The organism is Adhaeribacter aerolatus, assembly GCF_007991635.1.
Taxonomy (GTDB): domain Bacteria; phylum Bacteroidota; class Bacteroidia; order Cytophagales; family Hymenobacteraceae; genus Adhaeribacter; species Adhaeribacter aerolatus.
The window spans coordinates 31,299-44,361 of the sequence record NZ_BJYS01000007.1 but is presented as its reverse complement, the minus strand read 5'-3'; the positions used below and the strand labels follow the sequence as shown (position 1 = coordinate 44,361).

Sequence of the window (13,063 nt, the reverse complement as noted above, 5' to 3'; positions counted from 1 at the left end):
AGCATGATTAGCAAAAAGAAGGTTTTGTTTATCGACCGGGATGGCACCATCCTGCTAGAGCCACCTACCGATTTTCAGGTAGATTCTTTCGAGAAATTTAGTTTTTACCCCGGTGTTATCCGGAACTTATATAAAATACAAACCGAACTGGATTACGATTTTGTAATGGTTACGAACCAGGACGGGTTAGGCACTACTTCCTACCCCGAAGAAACATTCTGGCCTTACCAAAACAAAATGTTGGAAATCCTGGAAGGGGAGGGCATTACATTCAGCAATATTCACATCGACCGGAGTTTCGAGCACGAGAACTTGCCTTCGCGCAAACCGGGTATTGGCATGTTAAATGAATATTTTGCCGAGACTTACGATTTAGCCAACTCTTATGTCATCGGCGATCGCCTGACCGATATTCAATTAGCCGAAAACCTGGGCGCTAAAAGTATTTTATTGGCAACTGCGCCGAATGAACGTGCAACCATAACCACTACCAACTGGGACGAAATTTATAAATTCCTAAGGCTGCCCGATCGAACCGCTTCGGTTGTCCGGAACACGAATGAAACCAAAATACAAGTAAGCCTGAACCTGGATGGCAAAGGCCACATGCAAATTCATACGGGTTTGGGTTTCTTCGACCATATGCTGGAGCAGCTCAGTAAACATTCTGGCGCCGATATGGCCATTCAGGTACAAGGTGATTTACACATCGACGAGCACCATACCATTGAAGACACCGCTATAGCTTTAGGCGAAGCCTTCAGCCAAGCTTTAGGAAATAAAATGGGCATCAGCCGTTACGGTTATTTATTGCCAATGGATGATGTACTGGCGCAAGTAGCAATCGATTTTTCCGGCCGCCCTTGGCTGGTTTGGGAAGCCGAGTTTAAACGCGAAAAAGTAGGCGATATGCCCACCGAAATGTTTTACCATTTCTTCAAATCGTTTAGTGATGCGGCCAAGTGCAACCTGAACGTAAAAGCCGAAGGCGCCAACGAACACCATAAAATTGAAGCCATCTTTAAAGCCGTTGCCAAATCTATTAAAATGGCCGTTGCTCGCGATGTTACCAATATGGCTTTGCCCAGTACCAAAGGAGTTTTATAATTTAGTAATTAGGTATTGCACAGGGAAATATTAAAACTAACTACTAATAACTAACTACTAACCACTTAAATATGAACGTAGTTATTATTGATTATAAAGGCGGGAATGTGCAGTCGGTGCGGTTTGCGCTGGAGCGCTTAGGCGTGCAGGCTACCTTAACCGAGGACCGCGAAACTATTCAGCAAGCTGATAAGGTTATCTTTCCGGGGGAAGGCGAAGCAAATTCGGCTATGCGCCAACTAACAGCCGATGGGCTGGATAAAATTATTCCAGCACTGACACAACCCTTTCTGGGTATTTGCCTGGGAATGCAACTCATGTGCCGCCACAGTGAAGAAAATGATACGCCCATGCTGAATATTATTCCTTTAGACGTAAAACGGTTTGTAACCGATCTGAAGGTGCCGCACATGGGCTGGAACAATATTTATAACTTAAAAAGCCCCTTAATGAAAGGGCTGAACGAGCAGGATTACGTTTATTTCGTACACAGCTACCACGTGCCCCAGAGCGAACACACCATAGCAGCCGCCGATTACCCCCAACCTTTTAGTGCGGCCGTACAGTACCAGAATTTTTACGCCGTGCAGTTTCATGCCGAAAAGAGCGGCCCTACCGGCACTAAAATCCTGCAGAATTTTTTAGATTTATGATGCGAATTATTCCGGCTATTGATATTATTAACGGCCAATGTGTGCGCCTCACCGAAGGCGATTTCAGTCAGCAAAAAACCTACGACAGCAACCCGGTAGAAGTAGCCAAGCGTTTTGAAGGCGAAGGTATTACGCACCTGCACTTAGTAGATTTGGATGGTGCCCGCGCCCGCAAACCAGTAAACTTAGCCGTGCTCGAAGCTATTGCTAAAGCAACCAACCTGGATATTGATTTTGGCGGTGGCATTCAATCACAAGAAGCGATAGAACAGGCCTTTTCGGCGGGAGCCGGGCACATTACTGCTGGCAGTATTGCCGTACGCGAACCCGAAACGGTTACCCAGTGGCTGGCAAAATACGGTGAGGAAAGAATATTTATTGGGGCCGATTTCCGGGACAACACCATCTCCATCAATGCCTGGGCTGATCAATCAGATATTACGGTAGCTAATTTTGTTTCGGATTACTTAGCAAAAGGCGCCAGTACTTTTATTTGTACCGATGTTAGTAAAGACGGCAAACTGCAAGGCCCCGCTACCGAAACTTACACCAACCTGGTAAAAACCTACCCGGAAGCCCAGATTATTGCTAGTGGCGGTGTAACCACCATCCAGGACTTAGAAGAATTAGAAGCAGCCGGTCTGTTCGGGGCCATTATTGGCAAAGCTATTTACGAGGGCACCATTACCCTGCTCGAATTAAAACGATTTGTATGTTAACCAAACGCATTATTCCGTGCCTCGATATTAAAAACGGGCGTACGGTTAAAGGCATTATGTTCGAGAACATCCGGGATGCTGGCGACCCGGTTGAACTCGGCGCCGAATACGCCCGCCAGGGAGCTGATGAACTGGTTTTCCTGGACATAACCGCTACGAACGAAGAGCGTAAAACCTTTGCCGCGCTGGTTAGGGATATTGCCCGCCATTTAGATATTCCGTTTACCGTAGGCGGTGGCATTAGTTGTGTGGCCGATGTGGAATTATTGTTGCTGGAAGGAGCCGATAAGGTTTCCGTTAATTCAGCGGCCATTAAAACTCCGGAACTGGTAAATGAGCTGGCCAAGCGCTTCGGCAGCCAATGTATAACCGTAGCCATCGATACCAAATTCACTCCTCAGGGCTGGAAAGTATTTAGCCGGGCCGGTACCCTCGAAACCCCTTACGAAACCGTAGAGTGGGCCAAAATGGTTACAGATTTAGGGGCCGGCGAAATATTATTAACCTCGATGAGCAACGATGGTACAAAAAATGGTTTTGCCTTAGATATCACCGGCGCAGTTTCCAAAGAAGTCAGTATTCCGGTTATTGCCTCTGGTGGCGCTGGCTCCGTCGAACATTTCTCCGAAGTATTTCAGGAAGCCCAGGCTGACGCGGCTTTAGCGGCCAGTATCTTTCACTTCGGCGAAATAGAAATACCTTATTTAAAAAACTACCTGGCTGCCCAGAATTTACCCATACGCTTATGAATTTAGACTTTCAAAAAACGGGCGGATTAATCCCGGCCATTATTCAGGACCACGCCACCGGGCAGGTATTAATGCTGGGCTACATGAACGAGGAAGCTTTAGCGCAGACCCAGCAGGAAAAAAAAGTTACTTTCTTTTCCCGGACTAAAAATCGACTCTGGACCAAAGGCGAGACCTCCGGTAACTTTTTAAATGTGGTTAGCATCCAGCAGGATTGCGATGCCGATACCTTGTTGATTAAAGTTAACCCGGTTGGTCCGGTTTGCCATACCGGCTCGGCTACCTGTTTCACCGATCAAAAAGAAGTTTATCCCACGCATAATGGCAGCGCTTTGTTCCTGGAATACCTCGAAAATTTAATCCAGGATCGCAAAAATAATCCTTCCGAAAACTCTTATACTAATTCGCTTTTCCAGCGCGGCATCCAGAAAATGGCCCAGAAAGTAGGAGAGGAAGCCGTAGAAGTAGTGATAGATGCCGTGGCTGGTAACCGGGAACCCATGAAAGGCGAAGCCGCCGATTTGCTTTATCACCTGTTAGTGCTGTTAGCGGGTTCCGACATGAAACTCAGCGACGTGATTCAGGTGCTGGAAGAAAGACACAAAAGATAGAAGTATATAGGTTTCCTATATTTTTAGCTTTGCCTCAGACCATTTCAGTTGTAAATTCTTATATACCTGTTACAGAAAACAAAAGGACTTAAAGTATTTTAAGTCTTTTGTTTTCTGTAAGTGTAATCATTATGTTAAATAATTTGAATTAACATTACTTTCGTATTGCTGCTGTCTTAATATTTCTAATTAACTGTCTTAATATTTCTAATTAATAATAACTAAAGGGTAGATTCCGGCAGGAGACCATCACCGGCATTACACCAGCAGAAACCTTGGCCAAAGCACACATTAAATTGTTTTTTAGTATCATTACTTTCGGATTTGTTCCCGATATTTCAGTATAAGCAAATTGGCTATATCATCAACGGGGTAGTTCTCGTAGAGCAGGTAGTGGTTGGTAATACCATCCAGGGTGGCAAATAAAAGCTTCGCTTCCAAACCCGGAAAAGGAATGCCGCCATTTATTAAATTTTCTTCTATTCTTTTCTGCATGAATTCTGTTTCAGCTTTCATCTCTGCTTCCAGTTTCTGAATAACCGGCGATTGCATCCGGATACCGTGCAGCAGCTTCCAATAAGAACGGTTCTGCTTTAGTATTTTAAAGGTTAACCGGATATGATTTTCAATATCATTATACCGGTTTTTATCGCCGTCAGGGGTAAGGGCAACCTGAGCATCCTGCCTGCCTCGCCGGAATATTTCTTTCAGTAATTCATCTTTACCAGCATAATAATTATAAAGTAAGCCCAAAGAAATATTAACTCTTTGGGCAATCATTCGGATAGAAGTCTTCTCAAATCCGTGCTCCGCAAACAGGATTAAGGCTGCTTCTTCTATTTGCTGTTTACTCTGTTCTCGTTGTTGCTCAAATTTATTCATACTTATGAATGAACGTTTGTTCAGTGAAATTAAACAAAATTTCTGAGATTATTTATCTTCATCTTAAAATATATGTAGTTTATTTAAACTGATATAATAAATTGATTTTCAGTTCGATAATTAAGAATTACTAAGAAGGTAATAAAAAAGGTACAGTGGGAAATGAATTAACTTACTCAATTTAAGATTCATTTTTTTCAGGCTATCTTACTAATATCAAACAAGTAAAGTATTTCGGCATTTTACCTGCGCATTTTTGAAAAGCCGCTTGTAATGGTTATTAGGTAACCTTATTTTTGGTTCCTACTAAAGAAATTGCAGTGGCGCTTTCTTCTGCGAGAGGCGTGCCTAATAGGTTTGCTACCAGCTAATGTGGCCTGGTGAAAATCCGGTGCTCCTCAGTGATTAACAATATGTGATCCACCAGCAATAAGAAAGCAGCGCAGTAAGCGCAAATATATGGATGTTCCATAAGCTTAATAACTCGCCTCTTTTGACGAATGGACGGGTTCGCTTTTTAACTCTCTTAAAGAGGTAAACCTGATCCGACTTCTAAATTATCCCCGGCAAAAAATCCAAAATAAGAAAGTCTCGTAGAACAAATCATTTTACATCGACTTTTAAAATCTATAAAACTATGGACTTTATCATTAATCTTCTGGTAAGCGCTGGTGTGCTTTTAGTATTAGCCTATTTGATGCCCCAGGTTCACGTTAAAAGTTTTTTAACAGCCTTATGGGTGGCGCTGCTAATTGGTCTTTTAAATGCAACAGTGGGCTTAGTTTTACGCTTTATTGGTAATTTATTTACTTTATTTCTGCTTAGTTTTATTATTAAGCTAATAGTTACGGCTGTTGTTATAAAAATTGCGGATAAACTTACCCGCAACTTCGAGGTGAAAGGTTTCTGGCCAGCCTTGATAATCGCAATCGCGCTGGCCATTGCGAGTACTTTAGTAGATCGGGCCCGGGCCGATGATGAATATGCCGGGGAGGCTTTACAGCCGGCTAAAACCGAAGAACTGTATGAATGGGCTTAATAAAAGCCTTTTGAAAAAGTTACAAAGCCTGTTCTGCTAAGCAGGGCAGGCTTCTTTTTAATTATTGCTATAATTAAATATTAAATAGCGAGCAGGGTAATTTATCAGACTTAAGAGTCTAATGAAATTATGTGAATAATCCTATTTAAATTAATGTAAAAACATCTGTATGGTTCTGTTTACCTCTTAAATAATGTTAAATTCTGTTCTAAGTAAAACTAAAAATCATATTTTCAGTATAGACAGTTAAGAGAGTGTAAAGTTAAACTTTTAAAAGATTAACGATGATATAAAAATACTACTCACCCAAAAATGTTACGGACAAAAGAACATATTTATAGCTATCTTATTCAGCCTTCTCACTTGTTTTTAAAACAGGTGGTTAAGATTGTTGAGACAAACCGCTACATATTGGTTCTTGACCTTCGTAATACCAAGAAACTTTTTATTCCAGATCAGGTTATTGAAAACTACGAAAACCGCCTGGAAACAATCAAAAAGGAAGCTTTTAAAAGCAGCGAGTACGACGGGGTAAAGTTTATTTTAGTACCCAAGAGTTAATTTGGGTTCAGATACCTATTTGCTTGCTTTCCAGTTATTCCAAAAACTCCTTTTAAACTTTTAGTTTACCAAAGGAAATCCAAACAGTATATTCTTATAACCGGGCCGCTCCATTTTGCCAATTCTCAAACAATAGTCAGAAGCTTTTGTTTTGATCTAATTAGATTATCAGTTTAGCCAGTTGAAGTTATCTTTGCCGGAAAAGAACCTATCCTTAGCATGGTTAAGGCTGAAGGCCAGAATTTATTTAATTTTTATTCCGGAATAGCTTTAAAATTGTAAGAAAACGATAGATTTGTTCGGAATTAATTAAAACACCATGAGCGCTTATGCCAACAACCCTACCCAGATTTTTCGAACGTTGGTTGGGTTTAAATATGAGATGTACAACAGCCTTTTTTCTTCTCTTCCATTTTACCGGATGGAAAAAACAGGCGTTTACTTATCTTTATTCCTGTTGCATTGTGAAGAAGGTTTAAAAAAAGAAGCCAGTCCCGACGAAATTATAGATTCATTCTTCCGCCAGTATACCACCTATGGTACTGAAAAAGAACAGTTGGATTTGCTTTTCCGGTTCGTGCAATTTGCTGAGCGACAAGTCGTTTTGTTTGATGCATTAGAAGACGCGGCTTTTAGCCAAATTAACGATATGCAGGGCTTGGGCACCCTCAAGAATTTAGAGGCCAATGTGGTGCAAAACCGGGCGCAGGCTAAGCTGAAAGAAAAATTAAAAGATTTTTCGGTTCGCCTGGTATTAACAGCGCATCCTACTCAGTTTTATCCCAGCGAGGTGCTAGGTATTATCAACGATTTGTCGAAGGCCCTGAATAACGATAACACGGCGCTTACGAATTCTTATTTGCAGCAGCTGGGCAAAACGCCATTTTTCAAAAAGGAAAAACCAACACCCTACGACGAAGCCGTTAACCTCATCTGGTTCTTAGAAAACGTATTTTATAACGCCGCCGGGCAATTATTATCTTACCTGAAAAACCAGTTCCCGGAAGCGGTTAACACTAAAAATCCGTTAATTAGAATGGGTTTCTGGCCCGGAGGCGACCGTGACGGCAACCCGTTTGTTACCGCCGAAACCACTTTAAAGGTGTCGGAAGCCCTGCGGGGCGGAATTGTAAAATCTTATTACCTGGAGGTACGCCGCCTGAAAAAACGGCTAACTTTTAAAGGAGTAGCTAATCTTCTGGCCGATTTAGAGCAGCGGCTTTATAACAACTTATTTGTACCGGGTTACAAAGCCGACCTGACCAAAGAAGAAATTCAGAATACTTTAATTCAGATAAAAGAAACTATAACTAAGTTTCATAACGGCTTATTTATTAACCAGGTAGAAAGCCTGTTAAATAAGCTCGACTTGTTTGGTCTCTATTTTGCCTCGCTCGATATTCGTCAGGATAGTTCGGTGCACAGCCAGTTGTTGCAGAAAGTTGCTGAATTAACTACGGCTTTGCCCGCCGATTACCAAAAATTACCCGAGTCTGACAAAATAGATGCGTTGCTCCGGGTAAATGAAAAGGTTGACCCGGCTATTTTCAGTAACGAATTATACCGCGATACCCTGGAAACTATTGGGGTAATTAAAACTATTCAGAAATGCAATGGCCCCGAAGGCTGCCACCGGTATATTATCAGCCACAGCACCAGTGCCTTAAATATTATGGAGGTTTACGGTTTGTTTTTACTGAGTGGCTGGCAGCATGATCGTTTGAATATAGATATCGTGCCATTATTCGAAACCATAGATGATTTGAAGAATGCGGCTCCGGTAATGCAAACCCTTTACGAAAACCCAACTTACCGCCGGCATTTAGCTAAACGCAACCATACCCAAACCATAATGTTGGGCTTTTCGGATGGCACCAAAGATGGGGGCTACCTGATGGCCAACTGGAGTATTTATAAAGCCAAAGAGGAGCTGACCAGTATCTCGACACAATACGATATTGAAGTGGTATTCTTCGACGGCCGGGGTGGGCCACCGGCCCGGGGCGGGGGTAAAACGCACCAGTTTTATGCTTCCATGGGGCGCAATATTGCGAATAAAGAAATTCAGCTTACCATCCAGGGGCAAACCATTAGCTCTAACTTTGGTACAGCCGATGCGGCCCGTTATAATATAGAGCAGCTAATGCACGCAGGCATCAGCAATGGCTTATTTGCGGACCGGGAAATTACACTTAGTACACAGGAAGAAGACTTGCTGCTTACTTTAGCTCAGGAGGCATATGAATCTTATAAAGAGCTAAAAAATCATCCCGACTTTCTGGAATACCTGAACTATGTAAGTCCCCTGCGCTATTACGCTGAAGCAAATATTGGCAGCCGCCCTTCGAAGCGTAAATCGGGCCAGTTGAACCTCGACGATTTGCGGGCTGTGCCTTATGTGGGCGCTTGGAGCCAGTTAAAGCAAAACGTGCCGGGTTATTTTGGGGTAGGTACCGCCCTGCAACGCTTAGAAGAAACCGGTCAGTGGCAGGAAGTAAAACAATTATACGAGGGGTCGCTGTTTTTCAAGACCCTGTTAGATAACTGTGAAATGGCTATGAATAAATGCTTTTTTCCGGCAACGGCTTATCTGGCCAAACATTCCAAATACGGGGTGCTTTGGAAAATTATGTACGAAGAATTTGAGCGCACTAAAAAATACCTTTTACGTTTATCGGGTGCTAACGAGTTAATGGCCGATAAGCCGATCGACCAATTATCTATTCAACTGCGCCAGCGCATAGAATTGCCTCTCATAACCATACAGCAATACGCTTTAACCAAAATCAGGGAAATAGAAGAAGCCGAACAAAGTGCCGCTGATAAAAAAATATACGAAAAACTGGTGATGCGTTGCTCTTTCGGGATTATTAATGCTGAAAGAAATTCAGCTTAAAGCAATTTTTCAGACATAAATAAGCGCTGTTCCAATTAGGGTAGCGCTTTTTTTATGGTCGTAGTTTTTATTAATACTAAATGGAATAAAGGAGGCCGGTGAGCTACGTTTCGAAGCTGGCGAGCCTTGAAATCCTGGCACTAAGCGGGTAATAATATTTAATGCGGCACTCATCTGGCAAACCCATGGAAAGGTTATAGCGGTTTTGGCTTTAAGTGAATAAGGTAATTACCAGAGTAGGGTTTGGCATAGCAGGGTAGGGGAGGGGTTGCATTTGCTTAACGCAGTAAGCTAATAGCGGGCAAATATTTATCAAATATTCCTAATCAAACTATACTATATACCAACCTAATTTAGGCCTGCGCTTTTGACCATCTAACTTAAGTTTTACTTAATGTTAATCTCCCGACTTATCCAACCTTCCCCTGGATTATGGAAGCTATATTCAAATTAAACTAACACATATTCCTTAAGGGTAGGCCAAGTTTATGCTATAATCAAATTAAAAACCCATAAAAATTCTTTTAGTAGAAATAAGATACAGACGAAAAGTTGTTTTCGAGGTAAAGATTATTTAAGAAAAATCTTATAAATGAAATTATATTTGCAGCTGATGGATTTAGTTTGTAAGAAAGGTTTTTATAAGGATAAAAATTGATTCTATTAAAATTCTTTTTATTTAAAAGATGTTAATAATTGATAGTTATCCATAACTGTAGACAAGTGTGGATAAGTGTTAATTATCCATAACAGAAAAATATCCGTATATTATCTTATATTTAGTTAAGTAGTTCTTATATTTGTTAAGCTACCTGCAAATAGGTATGGTTTTATTCTAGGCATTATGGAAGAGATTATCTGCAATTCTTGCGGTGCAACGGCCTTAGAAAAGGCCATTTTCTGTTACCAATGCGGTAATCAGGTAAGATGTAAAGACTGCCTGGAAGTATTGGTGCCCGGTGCCAAGCACTGCATAGCCTGTGGTACTCCCGTGGGAGAAAATCAGGGTCAGCAAGCACAGAAGCCTTTTAATAAAATAAAAATTAAGGAAAACGGCGATGAGCGGCTCTACGAAATAGAGTTTACCGATGATGTAGGCAAAGAAATAAAAGACGTAATGGCCGATTTGCTTAAAAATAAATTCGGCCGGCTACCTGGGCAGCCAGTTACTATCCGGGAAAATATAATGGAGGAGAATATTTCTGGTACCCTGGCCGTAAACCCGGTTGCTTTAGCCGGAAAGACGGAGCTAAATACCGAAACAGTTGCAGAAGAATACACGGCATCAACGCCAGGATCACCCACCTACCCGCACCTGAACGACCTGGAAGTAAAACTGGATTGTCGTGAAAATGAATGGTTACTGCTTTATGCCTTCTATAGCTCGGGTTATGGCAACAGTACTTTTACCAAAGAGGTAGTATGGCAACAATATAAAGATAAGCGTTTAACCGAAACTCGTTTCAAGAATTTAGGAACCAATTGGAAAAGCTTATTTAAAAAATATATATGCACCGTACGAGAAAATGAATTTAAATTTACCGCCCAGGGATTGGATAAAGCGAACGAGTTGCTATTGGCAGCCACCAACGACAGTAAATTTTCACCTCGTTCTCTCCGGAAAACCATAGCCTTTGCGCAGCAGTCTGCAAATTCACACCGAGCGTTGCCGGCTTCCCGGAAAACGGCAGCCCATTCTATAGTAGCCGATGAATTTGACGTTTATAAAAATGAACTGAAACCATCGCTGGAAGAATTTTTTGCGCGTAAAATGCCGGGCGCTGGTAATCCTAACCGGATCGTTGCAATTGCTTACTACATTACCAAAATAAACCACCAGGAATATTTTACCGAAGGAAATATTGATTTTGCATACCGAATTTTAAATTTACATGGCAAACCGGTGCATCTGAAACAAGTTATTGTAAACCTGAAGAATAGCCGGATTTGGTTTCAGAAAGTAATAGACCGGGGTACCAGCGGTTGGCGGTTAACGCGTCAGGCAGAAATTTACGTGGAAGAAAAGTTGCCCACCTACAAGACTTAACTTCGGCTTAAACTGCATTGTATTTAACATAAGTTAAGCAATTTCGGAATAGAAGGCTAAAAAAAGTACTTTCTGCTTTCTATAATATTCCACGAGCTACCCTTCTTTTATGTGCGGCGGATTAATTAATAGGTGGGAAACTGTTTTTGCTTTCATAGGTCTGCTCAGTAACATGGAACCCATGGTAGAGGAGAACCCGATATGTTTAATTTCTTTCTCGAAGTCTGAAACGCCAATTGGCCTTCTATAATAACAGTGCATCGGCCGGGGAGAGTAACCTATCCGGTAAAGCAATTTATTAGATGCTTAAAGGTATGTAGTGATATTTTCTTTTTTAATTATCAACCACAAGGCACCTAATTTATCTCCTTTGATCTGCAAATTGAGAATAAATGATTATTTTAAGCCCAAATACGGTCCATCAATTTAAAGTTACCAATGGAAAAAAATTACAAGGAAAATAAAGGTATTTCGCGGCGCCAGTTTATGGGCAAAGCTGCGGCCATTACGGCTTTCATGATTGTGCCGCGCTACGTGTTGGGTGGTAAAGGCTATGTGGCCCCAAGCGACATGATCAACCTGGGTTTTATTGGAACCGGCCGGCAAAGCGGTGGCCTGCGTAATAACTTCCTTAAAACCGGCGAAGCCCAGATTGTAGCTGCCTGCGATGTGTACCAAAGCAAATTAAATGATTTCACCCAAAAGGTAAACCAGTTTTATGCCGAAAAAGCCGGCCAGGAAAGTTACGAGAGTTGTAAACTATACGGCGATTTCCGGGAAGTACTGGCACGTCCTGATATAGATGCCGTGGTAATTGCAACCCCGGATCATTGGCACGCGGTGCACGCAGTGCGGGCTGCCGAAGCCGGAAAAGATATTTACTGCGAAAAGCCGTTATCGCTCACCATTAAAGAAGGCCGGGCCATGGTAGCGGCTACGCGCAAGCACAAACGGGTTTTCCAGACCGGTAATATGCAACGTTCCTGGCCCGAGTTCCGGCAGGCGGCAGAATTGGTTCGTAATGGCTATATCGGCGATATTCAGACGGTGAAAGTTAATGTGGGCGGCCCGCCGCTACCTTATACCCTGGGCGCCGAGCCGGTACCGGCCGGCGTGAACTGGGATTTATGGCTGGGGCCTAACGAATTTAAACCCTTTCATAATTACCTGGCTCCGGACCCAACGGCTACTTTCTGGGCCAGGTGGCGCGATTACAAAGGTTTTGGCGGCGGCGGTATGACCGATTGGGGTGCGCATATGTTTGATATTGGGCAGTGGGCGCTGGATATGGATAATAGTGGACCGGTAGCCATTATTCCACCCGACGGCAAAGAGTATAAATATTTAACTTATAAATACGCCAACGGCATTACCATGACCCACGAAAATTTTGGTAAAAATAATGCCATCCGGTTTGTTGGTACCAAAGGCCAGATAGATGTGCAGCGCGGCAAACTCGAAACTACCCCCAGCACCCTGCAAACCCAGGTAATTGGCTCCAACGAAAAGCACGTATATTTAAGCGAAAACCATTATAAAAACTGGCTTAGCGCCATTCGCACCCGCGAAAAACCTATTTGCGACGTAGAAGTAGGCCACCGCACCGCTACCGTTTGTACCCTGGGCAATATTGCTTACGAACTGAAGCGGCCTTTAACCTGGAATCCTAAGAAAGAAAAATTTAAAGGCGATAAAGAGGCCAATGCTATGCGCTCCCGCAATATGCGGCCGGAATGGGCGATTAAAGTTTAAAAAGAAAAGAGCAGGCTATTTAATTAGCCTGCTCTTTTCTTTTAAGG

11 protein-coding genes are annotated in these 13,063 nt (G+C 42.4%); 10 read left to right on the top strand and 1 reads right to left on the bottom strand.

Annotated elements, in window-relative coordinates; translation table 11 throughout:
- Positions 1-3 precede the first annotated feature (3 nt).
- The 5 genes from hisB to hisIE all read left to right on the top strand — a co-directional run bounded on the left by hisB (position 4) and on the right by hisIE (position 3,839).
- Positions 4-1,107, top strand: coding sequence for a bifunctional histidinol-phosphatase/imidazoleglycerol-phosphate dehydratase HisB (gene hisB, locus AAE02nite_RS06585; RefSeq protein ID WP_146896196.1), 1,104 nt, complete (start codon positions 4-6; stop codon positions 1,105-1,107).
- A 71-nt stretch (positions 1,108-1,178) separates the two neighbouring features.
- Positions 1,179-1,760 carry an imidazole glycerol phosphate synthase subunit HisH gene (hisH, locus tag AAE02nite_RS06580; RefSeq protein ID WP_146896194.1) on the top strand — a complete coding sequence of 194 codons (582 nt, stop codon included), beginning with the start codon at positions 1,179-1,181 and terminating at the stop codon, positions 1,758-1,760.
- Positions 1,760-2,479 carry a 1-(5-phosphoribosyl)-5-[(5-phosphoribosylamino)methylideneamino]imidazole-4-carboxamide isomerase gene (gene hisA / locus AAE02nite_RS06575; RefSeq protein ID WP_170252541.1) on the top strand — a complete coding sequence of 240 codons (720 nt, stop codon included), beginning with the start codon at positions 1,760-1,762 and terminating at the stop codon, positions 2,477-2,479. The genes hisH and hisA overlap by 1 nt, the downstream gene beginning before the upstream one ends.
- Positions 2,473-3,228 (top strand): imidazole glycerol phosphate synthase subunit HisF, encoded by a 756-nt coding sequence (gene hisF, locus AAE02nite_RS06570; protein ID WP_146896190.1) that lies wholly within the window; start codon positions 2,473-2,475, stop codon positions 3,226-3,228. Before hisA ends, hisF begins: the two co-directional genes overlap by 7 nt.
- Positions 3,225-3,839 carry a bifunctional phosphoribosyl-AMP cyclohydrolase/phosphoribosyl-ATP diphosphatase HisIE gene (hisIE, locus tag AAE02nite_RS06565; protein WP_146896188.1) on the top strand — a complete coding sequence of 205 codons (615 nt, stop codon included), beginning with the start codon at positions 3,225-3,227 and terminating at the stop codon, positions 3,837-3,839. Before hisF ends, hisIE begins: the two co-directional genes overlap by 4 nt.
- Positions 3,840-4,151: 312 nt before the next feature.
- Here hisIE and AAE02nite_RS06560 read toward each other — a convergent pair whose 3' ends face one another.
- Complete coding sequence (locus AAE02nite_RS06560) at positions 4,152-4,721, bottom strand: TetR/AcrR family transcriptional regulator (protein WP_146896186.1); 570 nt, start codon at positions 4,719-4,721, stop codon at positions 4,152-4,154.
- A 637-nt stretch (positions 4,722-5,358) separates the two neighbouring features.
- On the opposite strand from AAE02nite_RS06560, the gene AAE02nite_RS06555 reads away from it, so the two are divergent.
- From AAE02nite_RS06555 to AAE02nite_RS06535, 5 genes are all read left to right on the top strand, one after another.
- Complete coding sequence (locus AAE02nite_RS06555) at positions 5,359-5,760, top strand: phage holin family protein (protein ID WP_146896184.1); 402 nt, start codon at positions 5,359-5,361, stop codon at positions 5,758-5,760.
- 312 nt (positions 5,761-6,072) lie between these two features.
- Entirely contained in the window at positions 6,073-6,321 is a 249-nt protein-coding gene (locus AAE02nite_RS06550) for a hypothetical protein (protein WP_170252535.1), read from the top strand.
- Positions 6,322-6,640: 319 nt separating this feature from the next.
- Entirely contained in the window at positions 6,641-9,217 is a 2,577-nt protein-coding gene (locus tag AAE02nite_RS06545) for a phosphoenolpyruvate carboxylase (protein ID WP_146896179.1), read from the top strand.
- An 844-nt stretch (positions 9,218-10,061) separates the two neighbouring features.
- Complete coding sequence (locus AAE02nite_RS06540) at positions 10,062-11,264, top strand: zinc ribbon domain-containing protein (protein ID WP_146896177.1); 1,203 nt, start codon at positions 10,062-10,064, stop codon at positions 11,262-11,264.
- Positions 11,265-11,702: 438 nt separating this feature from the next.
- Positions 11,703-13,016 carry a Gfo/Idh/MocA family protein gene (locus tag AAE02nite_RS06535; RefSeq protein WP_146896175.1) on the top strand — a complete coding sequence of 438 codons (1,314 nt, stop codon included), beginning with the start codon at positions 11,703-11,705 and terminating at the stop codon, positions 13,014-13,016.
- Positions 13,017-13,063 lie beyond the last annotated feature (47 nt).

Bases quoted from the DNA above. Each gene is read 5' to 3' on its own strand.
- hisIE (WP_146896188.1), top strand. From the start codon at position 3,225: ATGAATTTAGACTTTCAAAAAACGGGCGGATTAATCCCGGCCATTATT.
- AAE02nite_RS06550 (WP_170252535.1), top strand. From the start codon at position 6,073: ATGTTACGGACAAAAGAACATATTTATAGCTATCTTATTCAGCCTTCT.
- hisF (WP_146896190.1), top strand. From the start codon at position 2,473: ATGTTAACCAAACGCATTATTCCGTGCCTCGATATTAAAAACGGGCGT.
- hisA (WP_170252541.1), top strand. From the start codon at position 1,760: ATGCGAATTATTCCGGCTATTGATATTATTAACGGCCAATGTGTGCGC.
- hisB (WP_146896196.1), top strand. From the start codon at position 4: ATGATTAGCAAAAAGAAGGTTTTGTTTATCGACCGGGATGGCACCATC.
- AAE02nite_RS06555 (WP_146896184.1), top strand. From the start codon at position 5,359: ATGGACTTTATCATTAATCTTCTGGTAAGCGCTGGTGTGCTTTTAGTA.
- hisH (WP_146896194.1), top strand. From the start codon at position 1,179: ATGAACGTAGTTATTATTGATTATAAAGGCGGGAATGTGCAGTCGGTG.
- AAE02nite_RS06535 (WP_146896175.1), top strand. From the start codon at position 11,703: ATGGAAAAAAATTACAAGGAAAATAAAGGTATTTCGCGGCGCCAGTTT.
- AAE02nite_RS06540 (WP_146896177.1), top strand. From the start codon at position 10,062: ATGGAAGAGATTATCTGCAATTCTTGCGGTGCAACGGCCTTAGAAAAG.
- AAE02nite_RS06560 (WP_146896186.1), bottom strand. From the start codon at position 4,721: ATGAATAAATTTGAGCAACAACGAGAACAGAGTAAACAGCAAATAGAA.
- AAE02nite_RS06545 (WP_146896179.1), top strand. From the start codon at position 6,641: ATGAGCGCTTATGCCAACAACCCTACCCAGATTTTTCGAACGTTGGTT.